The organism is Chryseobacterium sp. POE27, from assembly GCF_039727685.1.
GTDB lineage: Bacteria > Bacteroidota > Bacteroidia > Flavobacteriales > Weeksellaceae > Chryseobacterium.
Map to the genome: position 1 here is coordinate 796,184 of NZ_CP152475.1, position 23,236 is coordinate 819,419.

At 34.8% G+C, this 23,236-nt stretch carries 22 protein-coding genes and 1 pseudogene; all 23 read right to left on the minus strand.

Features of this window, described 5'->3' with window-relative positions; genetic code table 11:
* Window positions 1–38 precede the first annotated feature (38 nt).
* Window positions 39–968, minus strand: coding sequence for a UbiA family prenyltransferase (locus AAHI02_RS03670; protein ID WP_346985487.1), 930 nt, complete (start codon window positions 966–968; stop codon window positions 39–41).
* 10 nt (window positions 969–978) lie between these two features.
* Window positions 979–1,905 carry a mevalonate kinase gene (locus AAHI02_RS03675; RefSeq protein WP_042723293.1) on the minus strand — a complete coding sequence of 309 codons (927 nt, stop codon included), beginning with the start codon at window positions 1,903–1,905 and terminating at the stop codon, window positions 979–981.
* A 191-nt stretch (window positions 1,906–2,096) separates the two neighbouring features.
* A complete protein-coding gene (locus AAHI02_RS03680) occupies window positions 2,097–4,262 on the minus strand; it encodes a T9SS type A sorting domain-containing protein (protein ID WP_346985488.1) in 2,166 nt (721 codons plus the stop codon).
* A 172-nt stretch (window positions 4,263–4,434) separates the two neighbouring features.
* Complete coding sequence (locus AAHI02_RS03685; RefSeq protein ID WP_346985489.1) at window positions 4,435–5,970, minus strand: MFS transporter; 1,536 nt, start codon at window positions 5,968–5,970, stop codon at window positions 4,435–4,437.
* A 255-nt stretch (window positions 5,971–6,225) separates the two neighbouring features.
* Window positions 6,226–7,407 (minus strand): acetyl-CoA C-acyltransferase, encoded by a 1,182-nt coding sequence (locus tag AAHI02_RS03690; protein WP_346985490.1) that lies wholly within the window; start codon window positions 7,405–7,407, stop codon window positions 6,226–6,228.
* An 87-nt stretch (window positions 7,408–7,494) separates the two neighbouring features.
* Entirely contained in the window at window positions 7,495–7,890 is a 396-nt protein-coding gene (locus AAHI02_RS03695; RefSeq protein WP_346985491.1) for a hypothetical protein, read from the minus strand.
* Window positions 7,891–8,038: 148 nt separating this feature from the next.
* Window positions 8,039–9,133, minus strand: coding sequence for a hypothetical protein (locus AAHI02_RS03700; protein ID WP_346985492.1), 1,095 nt, complete (start codon window positions 9,131–9,133; stop codon window positions 8,039–8,041).
* Window positions 9,134–9,211: 78 nt separating this feature from the next.
* Window positions 9,212–9,913 (minus strand): hypothetical protein, encoded by a 702-nt coding sequence (locus AAHI02_RS03705; protein WP_346985493.1) that lies wholly within the window; start codon window positions 9,911–9,913, stop codon window positions 9,212–9,214.
* Complete coding sequence (locus tag AAHI02_RS03710) at window positions 9,891–10,436, minus strand: sigma-70 family RNA polymerase sigma factor (protein ID WP_346985494.1); 546 nt, start codon at window positions 10,434–10,436, stop codon at window positions 9,891–9,893. Before AAHI02_RS03710 ends, AAHI02_RS03705 begins: the two co-directional genes overlap by 23 nt.
* 115 nt (window positions 10,437–10,551) lie before the next feature.
* Window positions 10,552–11,935, minus strand: a pseudogene (locus AAHI02_RS03715) (nucleoside permease).
* Between the two features lie 14 nt (window positions 11,936–11,949).
* A complete protein-coding gene (locus tag AAHI02_RS03720; protein ID WP_042721998.1) occupies window positions 11,950–12,549 on the minus strand; it encodes a bifunctional nuclease family protein in 600 nt (199 codons plus the stop codon).
* A 209-nt stretch (window positions 12,550–12,758) separates the two neighbouring features.
* Window positions 12,759–13,706 (minus strand): electron transfer flavoprotein subunit alpha/FixB family protein, encoded by a 948-nt coding sequence (locus tag AAHI02_RS03725; RefSeq protein ID WP_346985495.1) that lies wholly within the window; start codon window positions 13,704–13,706, stop codon window positions 12,759–12,761.
* Window positions 13,707–13,749: 43 nt separating this feature from the next.
* Window positions 13,750–14,496 carry an electron transfer flavoprotein subunit beta/FixA family protein gene (locus tag AAHI02_RS03730; RefSeq protein WP_346985496.1) on the minus strand — a complete coding sequence of 249 codons (747 nt, stop codon included), beginning with the start codon at window positions 14,494–14,496 and terminating at the stop codon, window positions 13,750–13,752.
* Window positions 14,497–14,612: 116 nt separating this feature from the next.
* Window positions 14,613–15,320, minus strand: coding sequence for an SDR family oxidoreductase (locus AAHI02_RS03735; protein ID WP_346985497.1), 708 nt, complete (start codon window positions 15,318–15,320; stop codon window positions 14,613–14,615).
* 181 nt (window positions 15,321–15,501) lie between these two features.
* Complete coding sequence (locus tag AAHI02_RS03740) at window positions 15,502–16,401, minus strand: T9SS type A sorting domain-containing protein (protein ID WP_346985498.1); 900 nt, start codon at window positions 16,399–16,401, stop codon at window positions 15,502–15,504.
* Window positions 16,402–16,529: 128 nt separating this feature from the next.
* Window positions 16,530–17,909: a dipeptidase gene (locus AAHI02_RS03745; RefSeq protein WP_346985499.1), complete on the minus strand. Its 1,380-nt coding sequence runs from the start codon at window positions 17,907–17,909 to the stop codon at window positions 16,530–16,532.
* 299 nt (window positions 17,910–18,208) lie between these two features.
* Window positions 18,209–18,505, minus strand: coding sequence for a hypothetical protein (locus tag AAHI02_RS03750; protein ID WP_346985500.1), 297 nt, complete (start codon window positions 18,503–18,505; stop codon window positions 18,209–18,211).
* Window positions 18,506–18,625: 120 nt separating this feature from the next.
* Window positions 18,626–19,774, minus strand: a complete 1,149-nt coding sequence (locus AAHI02_RS03755) for an RsmD family RNA methyltransferase (protein ID WP_346985501.1) — start codon at window positions 19,772–19,774, stop codon at window positions 18,626–18,628.
* Window positions 19,775–19,803: 29 nt separating this feature from the next.
* Entirely contained in the window at window positions 19,804–20,190 is a 387-nt protein-coding gene (locus AAHI02_RS03760; RefSeq protein WP_346985502.1) for a GxxExxY protein, read from the minus strand.
* A 94-nt stretch (window positions 20,191–20,284) separates the two neighbouring features.
* The gene (locus AAHI02_RS03765) at window positions 20,285–20,728 is read right to left on the minus strand and encodes a DinB family protein (RefSeq protein ID WP_346985503.1); all 444 of its coding nucleotides are present in this window, start codon (window positions 20,726–20,728) and stop codon (window positions 20,285–20,287) included.
* Window positions 20,725–21,876, minus strand: coding sequence for a methylmalonyl-CoA mutase family protein (locus tag AAHI02_RS03770; RefSeq protein ID WP_346985504.1), 1,152 nt, complete (start codon window positions 21,874–21,876; stop codon window positions 20,725–20,727). The genes AAHI02_RS03765 and AAHI02_RS03770 overlap by 4 nt, the downstream gene beginning before the upstream one ends.
* A gap of 103 nt (window positions 21,877–21,979) precedes the next feature.
* On the minus strand, window positions 21,980–22,336 hold the full coding sequence (locus AAHI02_RS03775; RefSeq protein ID WP_346985505.1) for a septum formation initiator family protein: 357 nt from the start codon (window positions 22,334–22,336) through the stop codon (window positions 21,980–21,982).
* A gap of 1 nt (window position 22,337) precedes the next feature.
* Window positions 22,338–22,952, minus strand: coding sequence for a uridine kinase (gene udk / locus AAHI02_RS03780; RefSeq protein WP_042720935.1), 615 nt, complete (start codon window positions 22,950–22,952; stop codon window positions 22,338–22,340).
* Window positions 22,953–23,236: the final 284 nt, after the last annotated feature.

Here is a 23,236-nt window from a genome sequence, read left to right on the forward strand (position 1 = left end):
AAGGTAAGCATAACCGCAGGTTTTTTAAAGAAATTTTTCTACAATTTACCTTCCAGACCGCTAAGAAGCATAGAGATAATTCCCAAAAAAACCCATAATCTGAGGATATTAATGGTCAGGAATTTATTTTTTCTTGAATGATTGATAATGAAGTAGATGCACAGAATAAAAACAAAAAGTCCACCCGCGAAATAGTAAGCCATAAACCCGGCAATCCCTGTGCGCAGAATAAGTTTCATAGAAACAGCCATTGTTACAATCATCAGAGAAACGATAATTCCGTTTGTTGTTTTAGCATTAAAATAATTTGGAATAGTGGTATAGCCAAACGCTTTGTCAACACTTTTTGTCAAAGTATCTTTCACAATATCAATACATAATAAAATCAGAAAAAGGAAAATGGCCATCAACAAAATTTTTTTTGAGAAAGTTTCATAGTACACCATCATTCCAAAAAAAGGATACAATGTAAGGCTTACAAAAGTAAGATTGTTTAAAATCAAAATACGGCTCAGCTTATGGCTGTAAAACCACATGAAAAATTGATAAACAATAAAAAAAGCAAAAACCTTATGTGAAATCATCCAGGCGACACTTAAAGAGATCAAGCTCAGGAAAAGATAAGCATACAAGAAATATTTCTGCTTGATAAAACTTTGAATCCTTGTTCTGAAAGGCTTTACCACATGATCTTTTTCAAAATCATAGAACTGATTAATAATTCCTCCTGCAAGAATGGTGAGTACGGTACAGAAAATGATCCCGTGAACTTTGAAATCAAAGACAAATTTCCTAAAACTTTCATCCTGATTAAACAGGAAAAATGTTGATACGTACAGCGCAAAAGTAAGCAGAGCTGCAACAAAAAAGCGAGCTCCCAAAAGGAAGCCCACAAATTGTGAAAATCTGTAATATAAAGATTTTTTTATATAATTTTTCTCCTGGAAATTTTCCTTTTCAGAATTCATTTCCAATGATTTAGAATCTGTAAATAACTTCTTTATTGAAGCCGTCAAGCATTTTTTCAGCTTTCTCGTAATCTTTGGTAAAACCTAAAATATATCCACCGCCACCGCTTCCGCATAGCTTTAAATAATACGCATTAGAATCCAGACCTTTCTTCCATACATTGAAAAGACTTTCCGGGATCATCGGACGGAAATGCTCGTATGCCCAGTGCGAAAGTTTTTTAAGGTTTCTGAAGAAAGGATTCATATCTTTTTTCAAAAATGCGTCAATACAGGCGTTATTATAGCGGATAAATTCTTCTTTCAAAGTTTTTCTAAAGCCTTCGGTTTTCATTTTTTCAAAGAAAATCTGAACCATCGGCCCCGTTTCGCCGGTCATACCGGAATCAATAAGGAAGATAGCTCCTTTTCCTGCTTCACTTGCCGGGATCGCAACTCTGTCTACACTTTCTTTGCTTTCAATAAGGATTGGAAGATTCATGTAACAGATCAGAGGATCTATCCCCGAACTTTTTCCATGGAAATAGCTTTCCATTAAACCAAAAACATATCTAAGACTTTTTAATTCGTCTTTTGAAATATTGTCTGGTTCATGTTTTGAAATAGAATAACGCTCAAAAATAGCTGCTACAAGCGCTCCGGAACTGCCTACTCCATATCCCTGAGGAATATTGCTGTCGAAAAATAAACCTGAATAAATTTCTTCTTTAAATTTTGAAACATTTAGTTCAAAAGTTTGTGGAAGTTCCAGATTTTCAAGATAATCGGCATATTTCTTAAGATGTTCATTAGATTTTTTTTCAAATTCGGAATCTAATGATGAGAACTTGAGGGTACCTTTATAAAAACTATAAGGTAATGTCAAACCTTGGGAATCTTCAATGATTCCATATTCTCCGAACAAAAGAATTTTCGCGTAAAATAATGGGTTTGTCATTTAATGTAAATAAATTTTTTGCAAATGTAAAATTATTCTGTTGAATATAAGCAAAACCCGCGCCGAATTCTAACATAATTTAACATTTGCAATAGTAACAAATTTTAAATATTAAAAAAAACGCTTAATTTTTATTAAAGTTAATAAAAAAAGCCTGATTATTTCAGGCTTTAATTGTATTTTATTTAAAATTATTGTTTAATTAATTTCTTGGTAATTTTCTGTTTTTCCGTTTCAACTGTAACCACATAATTTCCGGTTTGCATTGAAGATATATTAACATCAAATCTGCTTCCTTTTAATGATGATTCTGATCTTATCAAACGTCCGGATTCATCATAAATCTTAAATGATTTCAAACCATCTTTAGACGAAATGGTAATACTGCTTTTTGCAGGATTAGGGTAAATACTTACAGAATTATCTTCGGTATTCACATCTTCAATTGCCAAAACTGCACATGAAAAATTGGCTTTCCAGCCTATATCAGTTTCGGCAGGGTCCGAGACAAATCTTACGGTGATTGCTCCGGAAGGGTGTGTAGAAGTGAACGTTCCCGGTAATGAAGATCCTGTTAAACCATTTCCATTCGCAAACATTGGTGAGCTTGTGGAAGGACCATTATAGATATACATAAAATCATAGTCTTCTTCCAGCCCGAATTCTGTAAAGTTCATTGTCAGCGCTCCTGAGCTTGGATAAAACGTTTTTACAATCGTCTGGTTGTTTCCATAGTTAGCCGCTGTACCACCTGTATCTGTAAAAATAGTACCATTGCACCAGTCACCATCTGTCATAAATAGCTGTGTTCTCTGGTATCCCGCAGAACAATCAGTTCCAACCGATAAAAGATAATATGTCGCAGGCTGAAGACTTGCAAGACTCAAAGACTGAGTAGAAGTCGTACCACTTGAAACAGCAGTACCATCAAATTTTGTAAGTCTATATTTCCATGAAGTGGACGTCGCATCTGTAAATGCTGCGTTAGCCGAAATCTGAGTGATATTTGACACAGAAAGTCCTGAAACGGTCGTAGGACAAGCTGTAATACAATTTGTTCCCAGACAGGCTTTGGAGTCAACCGTATTTCTTATGAGAGCTCCCGGCTGAGGTCCAAAACCATTGCTGAAATTAATGCCTACTCCTGAAATCAAATGACAATAGCTCATAATGGTTCCTTTTTCTGTAGTGGACGGAATTGGCCCTGTACAGCCTTCATCAGCTCCTGCTGCCGGACCACAACCATCGATGGCTGTATTGTTTCCATTCCATGCGCAGGCGTGTGTGTGTGGAGAACCCATGCTGTGTCCCATTTCGTGGGTCATTGCCATGATCGTCCATGAATATACAGGAACGTTATTATAAGTCTGTGCAGCACCTGAATAAGCGTGTCTGCTGTTTGTACAAAGAGAGTTCACATAAGCAACACTCGTTGTAGAAGGCTGGTTAACCAAATGTGCCAAATCTCCATTAAAGGTCTGCCTGTTTGTTCTGAAGCTTGCCAAGTTAGCATTCGGAGTTCCTGTATAAGGATCTGCGGTAGTCCAGATATAAATCTCATTAAGGGCAATCTTTACATCATCGTTATTATATAGTGTTGAAATATTGTTATGAATGGCCGTAAGCCAGTTAGTTGTCGTTGTCGTATCGGATCCGTTGTTAACATAAGGAGTATAGCAAATCTCATAATAAATCCTTACACAGTTTTGAGTCAGTAACTTCCCGCTTGTTTTGCCGGCATTGGGGTCAAAAGAAGTTTTTTGTTTGTGATTTTCCGCCAATTCTTCAGCACCACAGATAAAGGGATTAATACCTGTGAGTTTTGAATCTGAATAATTTACAAAATCTGCAGAATTTTTTACTTTTCCTACTACAATATTTCCTGACTCCGGTGTCGAAGCAACACCTACAATATCATTATCAAAGAAACTGAAGGCAGCAACTGACCGGTTATCTCCTTTTACAATTCCCTGATAGTAGGCGCCGGGAGTATAATTCACAATTTCACCTTTACTGGTTCTTACTTTAAATTCATTCGTAAAAATTTCATTTTTATAAAGTTCCATTGTGATCTGCTTTCCGTCAAATGGAAATGATATTTCAAGGTATTCAGGCTTCTCATGCACTAGCTTTTTCAGTTGCTTAGCATCAATATTAAGAACAGAAATATCTGTTGCTGACCTTTTGTATTCAGCTAGCTTCTCTGAGGTTTTATTGACTGTAAACAAGTCATATTGTTGAAAATCTTTATTTTGATTGTGATATTCGGAAATTTTCTGGGCAACAGGTTTCAAATCCTGTGAAAAACCAAAAACTGCACATTGCAGTATGCAGAATGTGAGTAATTTTTTTATCATTTTTATATTCATTTTACGATTTACAAATAAACAAAAAAAATCCAGAATTAGTATGAATTTAACACATGTTCCATTAAAATAATAATATTTATTGTCTTTAAACTAAAATCAATATTATATAAAACATAAAAGACACTTTTGCAAGTGTCTTCCATATTGTTATTTATTTTTATTAATTATTTTTGGGAGGATTCAGCTTTAAAAACCTTATCAGTACTAATCCTACAAAGAAGAAAATTGCCATTGAAAATGCTGCAAACCTCATGCCCGAAGCCGAAGGGAGGACGATATCAATCTTAGCAAAAATTTCTCTTAAAGAATCATATTTATCAATGAATAAAGCAAAAACAAAGGTACCTACAATAATTGCAATTTTTTCCAACACATCATAAAAGCTGAAAAAAGTCGTATTTTCCATTGAATTTTCTGGTAAAAGCTTGGAGTAAGTAGATCTTGACATTGCCTGAAGACCACCCATCACAAGCCCCACAACCGCAGCAACCCCATAAAACTGATATTCAACCGTAGGATTTTCTTTATTAAGGAAATACGCCCAGATGCAGGCTACAATCCATAACACAACAGCAATTGAGATTACATTTTTATTTCCTATTTTTCTTGATAATCTTGAGAAAATAACAGCTCCGATGATCGCTTCGATCTGGATAATCAAAAGAGTTCCTATTAATTTATCCTGCGGAAGATTGATTTCACTCTTCCCGAATAAAGTAGCCATCAGGAAAATAGTTTGCATTCCCACGCTATAAAAAAAGAAACTTGACAAGAAAAATTTCAGGTTTCTGTGTTTGAAAAGCTCTTTACCTACTTTAAACAGTTCATTGAAACTTTCTTTACCGATATCTTTATAGAAACAAAGGTTGTCTTTTAAAACCTCGAAAAAACCACCCTGCTCTTCGTGTTTTTTGAAGATATTTTTATAATTCAACAATACAAGATCTTTCGGAAGTTTTTCTTTAACATCCCCAAACTGAGGCAAATGCTTGAAGGTATATTGTGAAAAGCCAAACCACCATGCTCCCGTCAACAAGAAGCTGACTCTCGTGAATATAAGCTGCTTTTCAGGATCTCCCTTGGCTACAACCTGAATTAATACAAGACAAATAATGACAAGAACTACAGAACCTATGTATCCGTAAACATAGCCTTTTGCTGAAAGGGCATCCTGCTTATCACGGGTAGCTATATCCGGCAGGAATGAGTTGTAAAATACCAGACTTCCCCAGAACCCTACACTTGCCGTAATACTGAAAAGTAAACCGAGAAAAACGTTATGCATCCCTGTAAACATTGCTAATCCCATACATGAAGTCGCCCCCAGATAACAGAAAAACTGTAAAAATGATTTCTTATTCCCGATCGTATCTGCTAATGAAGACAGAAATGGTGATAACAAAACCACAATGAAGAAAGATATTGTAAGTGAATATCCATATACGGCGTCCGGCTGATATTCTTTCCCGAAAATGGTAATCATGTGCCTCACGGGAACATCGATGTAGGATTTTGTTTCCTGTACATATTCTTTCTTTTCGTACGCAGTGGTAAGAATCGAATAGTAAATCGGAAAAATAGTAGAAGTAATCACCAAAGAATACACCGAATTGGCCCAGTCATAAACAGCCCAGGCTTTCATGATCTTGGGATTATTCTTTATGTTTTGAGTTTGCAGATTCTCAATTTCAGACATTTCAAATAATATTAGTAGCACAAAAATAGGAAAACGAATGAATATTCTAAGGTTTTTATTTTGTTTGGGAGAAATTTTATTATTTGGTTAAAATTGGTTTTGTTTACGGGCTCCGCTTTGCTCCGCCCGTAAACAAAAAGATATAGCACTTCGACAGGCTCAGCATAAATTCCAAACGGGATTAAGCTTCTAATAAAAATAAAACAAAAAATCCGGAAGTATAAAACCTCCGGATTTAAAGTATTTAAAAATAAATTATTGCATATTTTCTATAACGATTGCCGAAGCGCCGCCGCCGCCATTACATATAGCTGCCGCTCCATATTTACCGTTATTTTGTTTCAAAACATTGATCAGCGTGACAATAATTCTTGAGCCTGAACTTCCAAGTGGATGTCCGATAGCGACTGCTCCACCGTTTACATTTACCTTAGAAGCATCTAATCCTAAAATCTTATTATTAGCCAGTCCAACTACAGAAAATGCTTCATTGAATTCAAAGAAATCAATATCAGTAAGTGCTAAACCAGCTTTTTTAAGTGCAATAGGAAGCGCTTTTGACGGTGCTGTGGTAAAGTCTTCCGGGGCCTGGGCAGCATCAGCGTAAGAAACGATTCTCGCCAAAGGCTTAAGACCTAATTCTTCCATTTTTTCTTTAGAAACAAGAATTAATGCAGAAGCCCCGTCATTAAGTGTAGAAGCATTCGCAGCAGTTACCGTTCCTTCTTCTTTTTTGAAAACGGTAGGAAGCGTTGGAATTCTGTCGAAATTTACCGCTTTATATTCTTCATCTTCAGCAAAAACAATCGGTTCTCCTTTTCTCTGCGGAATTTCTACCGGCACCACCTCATTGGCAAATTTTCCTTCATTCCATGCTTTAGCTGCTCTTGTATAAGATTCTATCGCGAAATTATCCTGATCTTCTCTGGAAATACTGTAGTCCGTTGCACATTTTTCTGCACAAACGCCCATATGTACTTTGTTGTAAACATCTGTAAGGCCATCTAAAACCATTCCGTCCTGCATTTTTATATCGCCTAATTTTGTAGCATTTCTAGCATTGTAATAGTGAGGAACGGAAGACATATTTTCCATACCTCCGGCAACGATCACACCTGCATCGCCTGCTTTTATAGCCTGTGCAGCCATTGTAACGGCTTTCATTCCTGAAGCACAAACTTTATTCACGGTTGTAGAAGGCGTTTCATTTGAAAGTCCTGCTCCCAGTGCAACCTGACGTGCAGGAGCCTGCCCTTCTCCGGCCTGCAAAACATTTCCCATATAGATTTCCTGAACCTGCTTCGGATCAAGATTAATTTTGTCTAATGCACCTTTTACGGCAACAGCGCCCAACTTTGTAGCCGGTACAGTTGCTAAACTTCCCAAAAAACTCCCCATTGGAGTTCTCACTGCGGAAACGATGAATACTTCTTTCATTTTTATAATTCTATTTTTTATTTAAATATACCTTTCAGATTATTGATTTCACAAAATATTTGTCTGTTTGTATTAATTGCAATCATTTTAAGAATCGATCATTTTTTTTCTGTTCGCTGCAAAAATGATGATGAAAGCACCCAGAAACTCAACGATCCAACCCCATTTTAATTTTACAATTCCTGCCAGTTTATCCTGCCACGATTTAAAAGGCATAAAACTGAAATATTCAGAAGTCTGAAACTTTATGGCAAATAAGGTAAAAACAAATAAAATCACCAGCAAAACACCAAAAACCTTAACCGTTTTTACACTGTTGTTGACAATCCCAAACAGAGCTCCTGCGGCAAGAACCCAGCATGCAATCGCAAGAAAATGATCGAGTTTCCAGTAGTTCCAGTTTCCGATTATGGGTACATGAACCAGTGGCAGAAAACTTCCTGCAACAACCAATATTAAACCTAATAACTGAATATTTTTCATAAATCCTAAAGTGCCAAAATACAAAAAAAAACACACTTACAATAAGTGTGTCTGAAAACTAAATTTTATTCAACAATCATTTATGAATGATAATAGAATTAATAAAAATTTAATTATTATGTAATATAAAATGAAAATCATTAGGTAATTAAAAACTTGCATTCAACAATTCTATTCCGATCTGAAGTCCGTATTTGCTTCTGAGATTCGCATTATTGTTAAACACCGGTGTAAAATCTTTCTGAACGTACAGATTGAATCCTGCATATCCTACCCCCAGTTTTCCTCCGAAAATAATATCGTTCACTCCGTGATTGATCGTTTCTCTTTCTACAATTCTCTTACTATAGTCATTAGAATACCTGTTATAGATATTACTGGCAATTCTTACGCCTCCATACACACCAGCGACAATAGTAAACTGGCTTACTCTGTTGTTTAAATATTTTACACCATTGTGTTCAATATATTTAGGGTTCAGAACAAATTTCACTTCGACAGGGACAAAAAGATAATGGTTATTAATATGAGTGTCTTTCAGGTTACCTTTTGTGAATTCTTTGGTATCCAGCGTCAGATTCTCCTGGGTAAAAGTTTTTCCGTATTTAGCCTTCGACTGATCCCATCGGTAGCCAAGTCCTAACCTGTAAAAAAATGGGCTTGTAAAACTTCCGAGCTGACTTTCATATCTTACCATATACACTGCGGAATTGAATACTGTATTTTTAAATTCTGAATTATTATTTAAAAATGCCAAAGGTTTATCTTTAGTCGTATAGCTCGTCCCCACCAATGCTACGACGTATTGCCACCTGCGAAGATAGTCAGCCGGTTTAGTTTTATCTTCATCCATACGTATTGATACACCACCCAGCCCGAAAACGATCTGATTTTTATCTTTATGCAGCGAATCCAGGGGCTTTAAAACGGCGTCTTTTACCGCCTGTCTTGTAAATTCCTCAAAATCTGTCTTATGAGCATCTATTTTTTCATTGATTGTCTCTTCATATTTTGAGGCAATATCTGCTCTGAGCTTCTGTTTCTCATCACTGGTAATTTTGTTTTGCTTAAAATCATGATCAACATCATCGAGTTCCTTATTCATTTTTATCTTTTCAGAAACTACGATGCTGTCAATCATTTTGGAATAATTCTTCATAGAAATATTCATATCCGAAGTTTGCTGTGCAAATGAATATGAAAAAGCCATGAATGCACTCATTAACGCAATTTTTGTTTTCATGTATGTTTATTTTTTTACACAATACTGATAACAATGTCCGTTTTCTGAACAATGTATCAACATTGAAGAATTAATAATTTACTTGGATTCTACGTACACTGTTACTCCCAAGACGGTCACATTTTCTACATCAGGAACCGGTTTATCAAAATTGAGAATACCTATTTTTATATCTTTTTTATCATAATTCCCAGATGCCTTGTCAAACTCTCTTCCCAAAAGAAGCTCACTGGAATTGATATATGTTGGTCTTGTTTTTTTCACTTCCGCAATTACCGGGATCTGATTTTCTATTTTCGGAGGTTTTATTGTCATCTTTTTATCCTGACTTACTGTAACATTTTGTGTTTTAATATCTAAAGGTTTTGTGATGGTTATTTTATGTTCACTTTCGGGAAGCAAAACCGGATCAGTAGAAATTTTCTGATGTTGAACAACAACTTTTTTATTACTTTCTGTAAGATCAGTTTCCTTTACTCCCATGCGATTTTGAAATTCGGGATTAATAGGGTTAACCGTTTTATGTAAAACTTTCCTAATAGTATAATCCGTTTCTTTATAATTGAAATTATTACTTAATGAATTAAAATAAAATATCGCTCCTAAAGAGATAAAAAGTAAAACAACTGCGGCATATTTCCACCATTCAAAAGGTTTTTCTGAAATTATTTCCGGCTTTTCCTCAAGCTTCTGCTCCAATTTGCTCCAAAGCTCAGAGGAAGGCTTTATTTCGAGCTCTTCATATCCTGACTTCAATTTATTTAGCATATTGTTTTTCATCTTTTTTTTGTTTTAAAAAATCTGTGATCCATTTTTTGGATTTGCTTAGCTGGCTTTTGCTTGTGCCTTCAGAAATATTGAGGATTTCTGCTATCTCATGATGTTTTCTTTCTTCAAAAACATATAGATTGAAAATGAGTCTGTAACCATCAGGCATTTTAGAAAAAATTTCCTCGAGGTTAATTTCTTCCATTTCCTCTTCCCATTGTTCTTCCGGATATTCAAGATCATTCATTTCAACATCCGAATAAAGAATATTTTTGCTTTTTCTGATAAAATTTATGGAATTATTAACTACAATTTTTCTCAGCCAAAACGGAAAGCTTTTCCATTCTCTGCATTCTTCAATCTTTGAAAAACAGACAAAAAAAGAATTCATTATGATATCTTCAGCATCATGAATATTATTTACGTAAGAATTTGCAATGGCCAGCATTTTTGTCGAAAACATTTCGTAAAGTGCTTTCTGCCCTTTACGGTTCTGCTTTTTTGCCAGTTTAAAATTCTCTTCTAAATGCTTCATGTATCTGTTTCTATATATAAGACGATAAAATTTTCAGATGGTTGCCTGCAAAAACAAAAAAATTGCACTTTTTTTTGAAAGTGCAATTTAATATATTAATTATCAATGTTCTTGATTAATGATTAATCTTCGAAATTTCTGCAGGATTGTGCTTATGTCTGAATAATACAGCAAACAATATTGCCAATATCAAAGCATACGCCGCAAAAGTAAGCCAGATATTATGCCAGTCTTTTATCATAACAACGGATGATAATGTTCCGTCCGGATTTACTGCAGAATTAAAACTTTTCTTTAAAATTTTTAAAAATGTAGTGTTTTCGGGAGTTGTTTCAAGATACGCCGACAAAGATGAAACTGTCGTAAACTTATGAGTAAAGAATCGGTCGATAGCCCAACCAGCCGCATAACTTCCGAATACGGCCCCGAAACCGTTCGTCATCATCATGAATAACCCCTGTGCAGAAGAACGGATTTTTTTGTCTGTTGTCGTTTCCACGAAAAGTGATCCTGAGATATTGAAAAAGTCAAATGCCATTCCGTAAACAATACAGGAGAGGATGATTAAGCTTAAACCAAATCCTTCAGGAACTCCGTAAGCAAAGAATGCAAATCTCAAAACCCATGCAATCATAGACATCAGCATTACTTTTTTTAATTCCGAATTTTTTTAAGAAGAAAGGAATTGCAAGAATAAACAATGTTTCAGACACCTGTGAAATCGACATAATGATGGTCGACCTCTGAACAACAAAAGAATCTGCATATTTTGGAAAATGTTCAAATTCACTTAAAAATACATCTCCGTAAGCATTGGTAAGCTGTAAGGCGGCTCCCAACAACATTGAGAATAAGAAAAACAGTGCGGTTTTGTAATCTTTAAATAATTTAAATGCATTAAGACCCAGCTGTTCTGTGAGTGGTGCCTCTTCATCAATAAGCTTTTGTGGAGGGCATTTCGGTAATGTTAATGCGTAAATTCCCAGGAAAACGGCAACACCTCCTGCGATATAAAATTGTCCTTCCGTAGCTTTATTTCCTGTAAGATTGGTAATCCACATCGCAACAATAAAACCGATGGTTCCCCAGACGCGGATGGGTGGAAAATCTTTAACGACATCCAGATCACTGTTTTTTAGAATAGTATAAGAAATTGAATTAGCAAGGGCAATAGTAGGCATGTAAAAGCACATGGCCAAAAGCATCACATAAAAGAAAGAATCGGGGTCTGCTGAATGTGGCAAAAAGAAAAGAACAATTCCGTAAAGAATATGTAATATCGAGAATATCCGTTCTGCATTCACCCAACGGTCAGCGATAATACCGGTAATAGTCGGCATAAATATGGAAGCAATCCCCATCGTTCCAAAAACAGCTCCGAATTGGGCACCGTCCCAGTGTTTTGTTCCGAACCAAAAATTAGCCATCGTGATCAGCCATGCTCCCCAAACGAAGAACTGAAGAAAACTAAGGATGGTAAGTCGTAATTTTAAATTCATATCAGTAATATCTCTTAATCAATTTTCTTTTTCCTCCTTTTAATTTCCTCCTGAATTTCCAGCGCGGTATCATAATCTTCTTCTTTTACGGCTTCATCCAGTAATTTCTGAAGCTCTTCCATGGAAACGGATCTGAGACTGTCTTCTGTATTAATGGTTTCTGAAAATGTTTCTTCCTCTTTGGCAACATCTTCCAGCTCCAGAAGAATTCCGGCTTCATTCAGAACCTGCTGAGTAGTAAAGATCGGAGCATCAAATCTCACGGCCATCGCCACTGCATCTGAAGTTCTCGCATCAAGAATCAACTCTTCTTCTGTCGCTTTGTTTTTGAAATTAATATTTGAAAAGAAAACACCATCTACAATCTGATAGATGATAACAGAAACCAGTTCATAATTGGCAGAAACTATAAATTTTGTGAATAAGTCATGGGTAAGAGGACGAGGTGGATGTATGTCTTTTTCAAGACCAAGAGAAATGGATTGCGCCTCGAAGTTTCCTATAACAACAGGTAATTTTATGTGTGTTTCTTCATGTTCCAATAACAATGCGTACGCCCCTGATTGGGTCTGGCTGTACGATATTCCGCGAATAATTAGCTGTTTATAATCCATAGCTACAAATATAGATTAATTTTTGAAAGTTTTTTTTACTTTTTAGACAAAAATAAAAGCCCGGAAGCCGAGCTTTTATAGGTGAATTATCATGATGGTGAATTGTAAATTTTATCTTATAAGTCAATTTTGCTTTGCCAGTGAATTTTAATTTAAATAATTCTAAAATTGACAAGCGAAGCGAATTGACCATTCACAATTGACCTTCCTTATCCTTTAATAGCTTTAATTTTCTCTGTTAATGCAGGAATAATCTGGAAAGCATCTCCTACTACGCCATAATCAGCTGATTTGAAGAATGGTGCTTCTGCATCGCTGTTGATTACAACAATAGTTTTTGAAGAGTTTACTCCGGCAAGATGCTGAATTGCTCCTGAAATACCTACTGCAATATATAAGTTCGGAGAAATCGCTTTACCGGTTTGTCCAACGTGTTCTGTGTGAGGTCTCCATCCGATGTCTGAAACCGGCTTGGAACATGCCGTAGCCGCTCCTAAAACATTGGCAAGATCTTCGATCATTCCCCAGTTTTCAGGACCTTTCATTCCTCTACCTGCAGAAACTACGATTTCAGCTTCTTTAAGATCTAATTTTCCTGAACTTTGCTCGTGAGAGATCACTTTCGTATCTTCATTCGCAACGGATAAATTTTTCACTTCTTCTGATCCTGAAACTGCATTTTCTTTAACTCCGAAAGCATTTTGAGAAACCGTGATAATAACTCCTGCTGATTCAGCTTTTGCATGCATAAAACCTTTTCCTGAAAAAGCTCTTCTTTTCACCTGAAATGGAGAAAGACTTTCAGGAGCAGCCAGTACGTTGGTGATTAAAGAATGTCCGTTCATCACTGCCAACATTGGAGCGATGGAAGAAGCATCTGTAGTGTGTGGGAAAACGATGATATTTCCGTTTGCCACTTCACTTACTGCCTGAGCATAAGCTTTAGCCGAGAAATTTTTAAGACCCTCGTCTTTAATATTGATTACGTTTGATGCTCCATATTTATATAATACATCTGAAGCATCTGTCGGGTTTACAGAGATCGCTGTCACGGTATCTCCGGCTTGATCTGCAACAGCTTTAGCATAAGAAACTGCTTCAAAAGCTGCTTTTTTGTAAACTCCGTTTATATTTTCTGCGTATACGAATACTGCCATTTTTTTTTAAATTAAAAGATTAAAAAATTTAATGATTAAAAGATTAAATCACTTTTGCCTCTTCGTGAAGTAATCTTACCAATTCATCCAGATTATCGGGAGAAACCATTTTTACGGCTGCTCTTGGCGGCACGCTGTCGTAAGAAACGCCCTGTACTTTCACTTCAGAAGAAGTTGGTTCTATCACCTGCAAAGGTTTTGTTCTTGCAGACATAATTCCTCTCATATTTGGGATAATTAAATCTTTTTCATCTACCAATCCTTTCTGACCTGCAATTACAGCAGGTAATTTTACAGAAATAGTTTCTTTACCGCCTTCAATTTCTCTTACAGCAGTTGCTTCACTTCCGTTAACATCCAAACCTACAGATGCATTTACGAAAGGATGATTCAATAACTGAGCAACCATTCCCGGAACAGAACCACCATTATAGTCGATAGATTCTTTACCGCAAAGGATCAGATCATAACCTCCGTTTTGTGCAACAGCAGCGATTTCTTTAGCTGTTGAAAAACTGTCTTTAGGATCAAGATTTACTCTCACGGCATCATTAGCACCGATAGCAAGCGCTTTTCTTATCACAGGCTCTGTAGAAGCATCACCTACATTGATTACCGTTACGACAGCTCCCTGAGATTCCTGCAATTTAATTGCTTTTGTTAATGCAAACTCATCCAAAGGGTTGATTACCCACTGAATTCCATTTTTGTCGAATGCGGACTTATCCGCAGTAAAGTTAATTTTTGAAGTAGTATCAGGAACACTACTTATACAAACTAATATTTTCATATGTTGTTTTAATTTTATTGCTTTAAAAGCCTAAAGTTTCATTCGCTAATATAAATAAAAAATATATTATGCATGCATAATACTTATTAATTTATTATTCAGCGCATTAGATGTATTTAATTGGCTGGCTTTGTTGCCCTGAATTCAATCTTGCTAGGCAAAACTCTTGGATTCATTTTTAAAATATCCAGAATAAGGTTTCCCATATCTTCAGGCTGAATCTTCCAGGCATCTTTTTCGGATGGGATATTTCCATTAAAATTCGTTGCCACCGAGCCAGGCATGATAACCGTAGATTTGATATTGTATTTTCTCAGATCAGTCATGGCAGCCTGCGTAAAGCCAACTACACCAAACTTTGAAGCATTATAACCTGCTCCTTTCTCAAAAAAATTGGCACCAGCCAAGCTTGAAACTGTGATGTAATATCCTTCCGTTTTTTTCAGTTCTTCCACAGAAGCTTTTAAAGTATAGAAAACGCCTGTCAGATTTGTTTCGATCATATCGTTCCACTCTTCAGCAGATAATTCGTCAACAGGCTTAAAAACTCCTAATCCGGCATTAGCAATAACAAAATCGAGTCTCTCGAATTTTTCCATAATATATTTTACAGCTTCCTGTTCGCTCTCCAGGCTTCTTACATCCGAAACAATTCCTAAAACATTTGCTGAATATTGTTTTAACTCTTGTTCAGCTTTTTCTACATCATCTCTTTTCCTTCCTGAAAACGCAACTGAAACTCCATTTTCCAGCAATACCTTTGCAACTCCGAAACCTATACCCTTCGTTCCTCCGGTAATATAAGCTACTTTATCTTTTATCATAATTTTGGATTTAGTTCTTAAAAATAAGAAAAAACGATCTAAATTAAGTTTGTTTATTAACTAACATTTGTCAGTAGTTTCAATATAACAAAATAAAGCGCTCCTTAATGAAGCGCTTTAGGTATTTGAATATTTTTATTTGATGAAAAGATTCCGATTAAGATTAAATTTAAAATAAAATTTAATCCTTAATTAGCTTTTGAATGTAAACTTTACCGTCGCTGGCTTTCACTCTTAAGACATAATTTCCTTTTGCATAGGAAGACATATTTACTTCATTAACATTTTTGCTGTTGCTGATAGAAGTAATTACTCTTCCGCTAAGATCATAAATATCAATAGATTCAGATTTTAAGTTATTAAAGAATTTGAACTTAAGAATATCTTTAACAGGATTAGGATAAATCTGAAGATCTGGAGAATTAATCACTTCTGTAGTCCCCAAAGTAGCATTTTGACCTGTAATTGTCATTACCCATCTTGCTGAAGCAAAACCAGCCAATGCACCTGTACCAGTGGCTATAGGAGTTGTAAGCCCACAAGTTTCAGAAGAAAGATAAGAAGCACCTGTTTGTGCAGTAGCATTTGTTCCCATATAAAATCGTTCAAACGGATTCCCACTTGTACCATCATGGCCTGTCTCACCATCATGCCATATTTCAAGTACAATATTAGAACCTACAGGAATAACCTGATTTACACTTGTACCTGTATTTACCATTGCTGCGTTATTAGCAGAGGAAACATTTACTGTAGTAAGTGGATTATTTCCTGAAACTGAAGTCAAGGTTGCAGTTGGTGTTGTACCCGTTGTAGTATAAAGCCAAACTTCAACAGGAAAAGTCCCCCCTATATCCGTAGAACTTCCTGAAATTGTTCTTGATGCCAATTGCACACCAAAAGCAATATTGGTAATTCTGTAGTTATAATTAATCCCATAATCTGACAACTTAAATAATCTCATATAAGAATTATCAGCTGTATAATAATCAGTACTTGCAGCACCACTTGCACAAGAAACAGAACCTGTTGCAGCAACTGTGTTAGGCGTTGCATTCTGTGTAATAACTTGTGCATTCATAAAACCTGCTGTAGCAAAAGCCAGAAAAGAAAATAGAACTTTTTTTCATAGTAATTATTTATTTTTAGCTAATATATAAAAAAAACCTATAAAAGTTACTCTAAAAATAATAATATTTCATTTCAAGTTCATTTCACATAATTTTCAAAAAACATCGGAATACTCTCAATTCCTTTATAAAAATTAAACAATCCGTAATGTTCATTTGGAGAATGGATTGCATCAGAATCCAAGCCGAATCCCATTAACACAGATTTAGCGCCTAAAACCTGCTCAAACATTGATGTAATAGGAATACTTCCGCCTCCTCTATAAGGTAAAACTTCTTTTCCGAAAGCAGATTCCATAGCAAGTTTTGCGGCTACAAATTCTTTTGTATCTGTTGGTAAAACATAGGGCATTCCTCCGTGGTGTGGTGTAATTTTTACTTTTACATTTTCAGGAGCGATTTTTTCAAAATATTTCGTGAATTTTTCTGTAATCTCTTCAGGCGTCTGATAAGGGACCAATCTCATTGAAATTTTAGCAAAAGCTTTAGAAGGAATCACTGTTTTTGCACCTTCGCCGGTATAGCCACCCCAAATTCCGTTGCAGTCAAGGGTCGGGCGGATAGATGTTCTTTCCAATGTTGTATATCCTTTTTCACCTTCTACTCCGTTTAATCCGATGGATTTTTTAAACTCTTCAGGATTGTCCTTCAGTTTATTCATATCTGCTCTGTCGGAATCAGAAACCGTTTCCACGTTATCATAGAATCCGTCAATAGTAATATGACCATCTTCATCAATAAGCTTGGCAATCATTCTGGAAAGAACATGAATAGGATTCGGAACTGCTCCTCCGTAAAGTCCTGAATGCAGATCTCTGTTTGGCCCTTCCACCTCTACTTCTACATAACTTAAACCTCTCAAACCTGTCGTAACCGTTGGTTGCTCGTTACTGTAAATATGAGTATCGGAAATTAAAATACAGTCGCAAGATAATTTCTTTTTATTTTCATTGACAAAATCTCCCAGGCTTAATGATCCCACTTCTTCTTCTCCTTCTAAAATAAATTTAACATTACAAGGAAGAGTTTGCGTTTTCATCATGGCTTCAAAAGCTTTTAAATGCATAAAAAACTGGCCTTTGTCATCCGCCGAGCCTCTGGCAAATATTGCTCCTTCAGGATGGAGTTCTGTTTTTTCGATATAGGGTTCGAAAGGTGGTTTTGTCCACAATTCTAATGGGTCGGCAGGTTGAACATCATAGTGACCATACACCAAAACCGTTGGTAAATTTTTATCTAAAATTTTCTCTCCAAAAACGATAGGATATCCTTTTGTCTGGCAAACTTCTACGTTGTCGGCACCCGCATTTTTTAAATGTTCAGCTACGATATCGGCACATTTCAAAACATCTTCTTTATATGCCGGATCAGCAGAAATGGAAGGAATTCTCAGTAACTCAAATAATTCATCTACGAAACGCTGTTTGTTTTCGTTGATGTAATTTAATGTCTCTTGCATTGTAAAATATTATTTCGTTAAAAGTAAAAAAATTGCTACGCAGGAACAAACAAAAACATATAATTTTCTTCAGGTTTATGATATGTGGGTTTGATTAAAATGTGATAAATTGATAAAATCACTGAATCCATAGCCCTGATTGAAGCATTTGTCTGAGCTCATTTTTTTGTTTTTTGGTTGCGGCGGCTCCGCCGCCGCAACCAAAAAACAAAAAAATAGCGAGTGCGGAAAGCAGGATAAAGCTTCAAAAAAAATGCCCCACATTTCTGTAGGACATCATTATATTTCGACTAATACAATTAGTGTTCAGCTTTAGGAGTCTGAGAGCCTTCCGGTAATGGAGCTTCAGAATGTGATTTTTCTTCTTCATGTTTTATAGCTCCGGCAGTATCTGTTTTTGCAGGAGTTTCATGACCATCATGTGCGTCGCCTCTGTATTCAGAAAGGTTGTCCTGCTCACCGCTTGTCTGTTCGTCATCAGAATATCTTTCCGCACCCTCTTCAAGTTTAATAACGTCTTTATTTCCGCCGGCCTGGATTTTCTTACAGCTTACCGCAACAGTAGCAAGCGCTAAACATATAACTAGTTTTTTCATATTGAAAATTTATTTTTTTAAGGTAATACGAATTGCGATTGTTTTTATAAGGAAAGCAATTTGTACTCAGATTTTTAATTTGCCCAAAATTAAGAAATCCTACATTTTACAGCAACATTTTTATACTGATTTTAAAATTATTTTTCCTTTTTTGGACTGTGTAAAAATAAGATAATTTTCACCGCCATCTCTCAGATTGTATTTTTTCTTTATTTCCTCGGGTTTTAAGGGGTAATTTTTTGAAATAACATTAAACTGGCTTTTCTTTTGAATCTGTTTAGCTTCAATGAGTTCCATCTCAAAAATTCTTCCCGGAAAATCGTTTATTATTTGATCTGACGTGTAAAGATGTGTATTCGGATGAAGTTTTTTTAATCCGAATCTTTCAGAAATCAAATTAAATATTCCTGCTTTTAACACCGAATTATTCGGAATGTAAATATACTTCTCCGGCTCTCCAAATTCTGCGATTGATTTTTCTTCTTCTCCAAACCTGAAAACACAAATTGGTTCTTCGCTCTCAAGGTTTACAACATTGCAGATGATCTCTTCCGAATTTATCTTAGATAAAAAGATAACTACTTCTTTTACATCATTTTTCACCGCAATAATATCGATCCTGAAAATACCCGGTAAAACCGTGATAAGATATTTTAAATCAATAAGCGGTGAAAGTTTTATCATAATTTCCTTAGAAAAGGAGAGTAATTTTTCCTGAATTTCAAGAATATCGGGCGATAAATCTTCCAAAAGAAAAACCTTATTTTTGTGTTGATCCCTTCTGGCCGGATCAAGATAAATTACATCAAAATTCTCTTTATTTTCATTAAGAAAATCTTCGAGCTTCTGATTGATAAATCTGGCTTTTTTTCCTAAAACAGACCAATTATGTTCAACAATCTCTAGAAGATCTGCGTTTTGCTCCACCAAAGTAATCTCATTAAAATTTTTGGATAAATAATAAGCATCAATTCCAAATCCGGCGGTAAGATCAATAAATTTTTCCCCTTTTAAAATTTCGGATTTATAATGTGCTGTTTTTTGCGAAGAAGATTGTTCTAAATTAAGTTGTGGCGGAAAAATAATACCGTCTTTTAATAAAAAAGGAAATTTTTTCAGTGCTACCTGCTTTCCTTTGATCTGCTGAACGATTTCCTGCATGGAAACGTCAGGAAAGGGAGATTTTTTTAATAATAAAGCATGCAAATCTGTATTTAGATTGGCATTAATATAATGTTGTACGTTTTGATCTAATAATTTATTAACCACAGATTTCTCAAATTTACACAGATATATGTTTAATAATCTAAATTCCCATTTATTTTTCTGAATATACTTTTATCAATATAATCCGTATAAAAATTCACTAAAATACCTAGTTTTAAATTGGTTAATTTCAAATAAGTAAGCAATTGCTGATGATGAATATTCTTAATTTCGGTTATTGCTTTCACCTCAATTATAACTTTATTTTCAACAATAATATCAGCAATAAAGCTTGAATCAATAAAAGTGTCTTTATATTTTACTCTCATAGGAACCTGGGATTTTACATCTAACCCATTGTTTTTAAGTTCATGAACTAAAACATTTTCATAAACTTTTTCCAACAGACCCGGTCCTAATTCGTTATATACAGAAAATATAGATTTTCTGATATAAAAACTTATTTCATTTTCTTTCATTATCAATGTGTTTATAATATATACATCTGTGCAAATCTGAGAAATCTGTGGTTAATGAAATTCCAAACAGAATTTAAGATCAATCAGAATAATTTCATCTTTTATAAAAAATATAGTCCGTTAAAACCGGTTCAATTCCGTTTTGTTTTAATAAAGAATTGATTTGTCCGCGATGGTAGGTAGAATGATTGATAGCCTGAAAAAGCATTTCAAAAATTTCATTTTCAAATTGGGTTCCTTTTGAATTTTGATATTCAGCTTTTTGATTAAGATCAAATTTTTCTACAATTTCAATACTTTTATTAAAATTTTGCCGATTGATTTCCTGAAGATCTTCAAACGGATTAATCTGCCAGACTTCAAAAGTTGCTTCCCCTAAAATCCGGGAATTCCAAATCTGCTGAGCGTTAAGGGTATGATTAATTAAACTGATTGTTTTTTTATCAGTTTTGGAAATATTTTCAGAAATAACCTTAATCATTTCTTTGTTAAAATGATATGTATATTCTAACAAATCAATCAGCTTTTCTTTCATCATTCAAACATTTCGGCCCAACGAACCGCTTTAATATCCTTTTCGTTATACAAATCTTCAACAGATTTTTTCACTTCCAATTTTGGATATAAATTAACGCCAATCAGCTTTATTTTGCCTTCTTCTACCCATTTCTGTTCTTCTACAGCATGTTCATAAATCTGTTTCTGGATGATTCCTTGCTTCATGAGAGCCAGATAGCCTCCATTTTCTTCGATTTCAACAAAATAAGTCCACGCTTTTTCAGCAATCTGACGGGTAAGGTCTTCTACAAGATAACTTCCGTTGGAAGCATCTTCAAAAACATTGATGATGCTTTCATAAGCTAAGACAATCTGTTGCTTAAAGGATATTTCTTCCGAATTTTCCGTTGTTTTCCCAACCAGATAATCATTACTGAAAACCGCATCAGCACCTCCGATCATTGCAGAAGCTAATTCTAATGTTGAACGGATCAGATTATTTTCATGATCTGATGCCGATTTATTTCTAAGTGATGTTTCCGCAAAAATATATGGAATTTCATCTAAATTATACTCTTTTGACAATTGGTTAAAAACCAGTTTAAACGCTCTTAATTTTGCCATTTCAAAGAAATAATTTCCACCAATGGCAATTCTGAAAATTAATTTATTTAAAATTCCCTCACCATATACTTCAGCTATTTCTTTAGTTTTAGCCAATGCAATTCCCAATTGCTGATAAATGGCTGCACCGGCGTTCTGATGAAGGGAAATATCAACACAGATATTTCTCTTGAATTGCTTTGCCAATAATTCTTTAACCAACTGGTCATTTATTATAGTTTCTTTTTCATCAAAAACATCAATTAACGAAAAATACTGATCTTCCTGCTTTGGACTTATATGACCTGCCAGATCAACATTGTCAACGAAAATAGTTTTATCCAAAAGATTTTCAACATTTTCATCCAGAAGAAAAGCGAAAACATCTTCTTCAAGACTTTCGTGATATCTTGCCACCAGATGTGTATTTTCTTCTACTTTCGGAAGATTCACCAATTGATCCTGAACTTCGTCATAGAAAGGTTTTACAACAATTCCTTCTAAATTTTCTTTAGTGAGAACAGGATAAATATCTTCGGTTTTAAGTTGTTTTTTAACTAAATTTTCCCAAGCTGTGTTTGACATAGGTTTGTTTTAAAGTGTGAAGTGTGAATTGCCAATTCACTCTGCTTATCCGTTTATATTCACTTGCAAAGCAAATTCACCATTGACATTTAACTTTTTAGAATTATTTTTTCGCGACTTTTGTACTGTCTACTACAAGAATAAAAATTTCTTCATTTGGCTTTTTCATAAAATAATTTTCTCTTGCGTATTTTTCTTTTTCAGATTTGTTGTTCATCAGCTTTTTATAAAAAGCATCATTTTTTTCATATTCGGTTTTATAATACTGAAGTTGTTCTTCATATTTATTAATTTCACCATTCAGCTCATTAATTACCAAAAACGATGTTTTATCAAAAAAAATCATCCAGACCAGAAACAGACATATCGTAATCGTATATTTATTCAAAATATATTTCTGAATAAATTTTAACGTCTCAGACTTTGGCTGAATATCTCTGATCAATTTGTTTTCTTTCATTTTAATGTTTTCTCAAAGAGTTTTTAATGACAGTTGTTAAAAAATCAATCGCTACGGAATTTTGCTTCATATTCGGAATGATAAGATCTGCTTCATTTTTTGAAGGCTCAATAAATTCCTGGTGCATAGGTTTCAAAGTTGTCTGATAGCGGTGTAATACTTCATTCAGATCCCTTCCTCTTTCCTGTGTGTCTCTACGTATTCTTCTTATAAGTCTCTCGTCCGAATCTGCATGTACAAAAACTTTAAGATCAAATTCCTTTAAAAGTTCTTTGTTGGTGAGAACTAAAATTCCCTCTACCACCAATACATTTTTAGGTTCCACTGTAACATGGTCACCGGTTCTTGAATGGGTAACAAAGCTGTAAATCGGCTGCTCGATAGGTTCATTATTCTTTAACGCTTTTACGTGTTTTATCAATAAATCAAAATCGATGGATTTCGGATGATCATAATTTAAAGCTTCTCTTTCCACCAACGTAAGATTATGATTATCATGATAATAATTATCCTGGGAAAGGATATTCATTCCTTCAATATCAAGCTGTTGTATAATCTTGTCAACAACCGTAGTTTTGCCGGATCCTGTACCTCCTGCAATTCCTATTACAAGCATTCTTTTTTGTTTCTTTATAGTTGTTACAAATATACTATTTTATTTAAAAGCTGGAAGAAGGATGAAGGAAGATAGACGTTTTTTATGGTGAAAGACGAAAAGGCTTAATTTATCTGAAATTAGGTCTCAAGCAGATTTGGCTGATTATGAAGATTTTAAAATTATTCTTTTGAGCTTAACTTGAATTTGATAATATTTACTCTATTTTCAGCAAGGAAAACTTCCAGCCTATCAATATAATTTCCATTTCGTCTTAAGTTATTACAAAAAAATCCGGTAGTGAT

Coding starts and splice junctions, on each gene's coding strand:
- AAHI02_RS03670 (WP_346985487.1), bottom strand. CDS start 968: ATGAATTCTGAAAAGGAAAATTTCCAGGAGAAAAATTATATAAAAAAA.
- AAHI02_RS03675 (WP_042723293.1), bottom strand. CDS start 1,905: ATGACAAACCCATTATTTTACGCGAAAATTCTTTTGTTCGGAGAATAT.
- AAHI02_RS03680 (WP_346985488.1), bottom strand. CDS start 4,262: ATGATAAAAAAATTACTCACATTCTGCATACTGCAATGTGCAGTTTTT.
- AAHI02_RS03685 (WP_346985489.1), bottom strand. CDS start 5,970: ATGTCTGAAATTGAGAATCTGCAAACTCAAAACATAAAGAATAATCCC.
- AAHI02_RS03690 (WP_346985490.1), bottom strand. CDS start 7,407: ATGAAAGAAGTATTCATCGTTTCCGCAGTGAGAACTCCAATGGGGAGT.
- AAHI02_RS03695 (WP_346985491.1), bottom strand. CDS start 7,890: ATGAAAAATATTCAGTTATTAGGTTTAATATTGGTTGTTGCAGGAAGT.
- AAHI02_RS03700 (WP_346985492.1), bottom strand. CDS start 9,133: ATGAAAACAAAAATTGCGTTAATGAGTGCATTCATGGCTTTTTCATAT.
- AAHI02_RS03705 (WP_346985493.1), bottom strand. CDS start 9,913: ATGAAAAACAATATGCTAAATAAATTGAAGTCAGGATATGAAGAGCTC.
- AAHI02_RS03710 (WP_346985494.1), bottom strand. CDS start 10,436: ATGAAGCATTTAGAAGAGAATTTTAAACTGGCAAAAAAGCAGAACCGT.
- AAHI02_RS03720 (WP_042721998.1), bottom strand. CDS start 12,549: ATGGATTATAAACAGCTAATTATTCGCGGAATATCGTACAGCCAGACC.
- AAHI02_RS03725 (WP_346985495.1), bottom strand. CDS start 13,706: ATGGCAGTATTCGTATACGCAGAAAATATAAACGGAGTTTACAAAAAA.
- AAHI02_RS03730 (WP_346985496.1), bottom strand. CDS start 14,496: ATGAAAATATTAGTTTGTATAAGTAGTGTTCCTGATACTACTTCAAAA.
- AAHI02_RS03735 (WP_346985497.1), bottom strand. CDS start 15,320: ATGATAAAAGATAAAGTAGCTTATATTACCGGAGGAACGAAGGGTATA.
- AAHI02_RS03740 (WP_346985498.1), bottom strand. CDS start 16,401: ATGAATGCACAAGTTATTACACAGAATGCAACGCCTAACACAGTTGCT.
- AAHI02_RS03745 (WP_346985499.1), bottom strand. CDS start 17,909: ATGCAAGAGACATTAAATTACATCAACGAAAACAAACAGCGTTTCGTA.
- AAHI02_RS03750 (WP_346985500.1), bottom strand. CDS start 18,505: ATGAAAAAACTAGTTATATGTTTAGCGCTTGCTACTGTTGCGGTAAGC.
- AAHI02_RS03760 (WP_346985502.1), bottom strand. CDS start 20,190: ATGAAAGAAAATGAAATAAGTTTTTATATCAGAAAATCTATATTTTCT.
- AAHI02_RS03765 (WP_346985503.1), bottom strand. CDS start 20,728: ATGATGAAAGAAAAGCTGATTGATTTGTTAGAATATACATATCATTTT.
- AAHI02_RS03770 (WP_346985504.1), bottom strand. CDS start 21,876: ATGTCAAACACAGCTTGGGAAAATTTAGTTAAAAAACAACTTAAAACC.
- AAHI02_RS03775 (WP_346985505.1), bottom strand. CDS start 22,336: ATGAAAGAAAACAAATTGATCAGAGATATTCAGCCAAAGTCTGAGACG.
- udk (WP_042720935.1), bottom strand. CDS start 22,952: ATGCTTGTAATAGGAATTGCAGGAGGTACAGGATCCGGCAAAACTACG.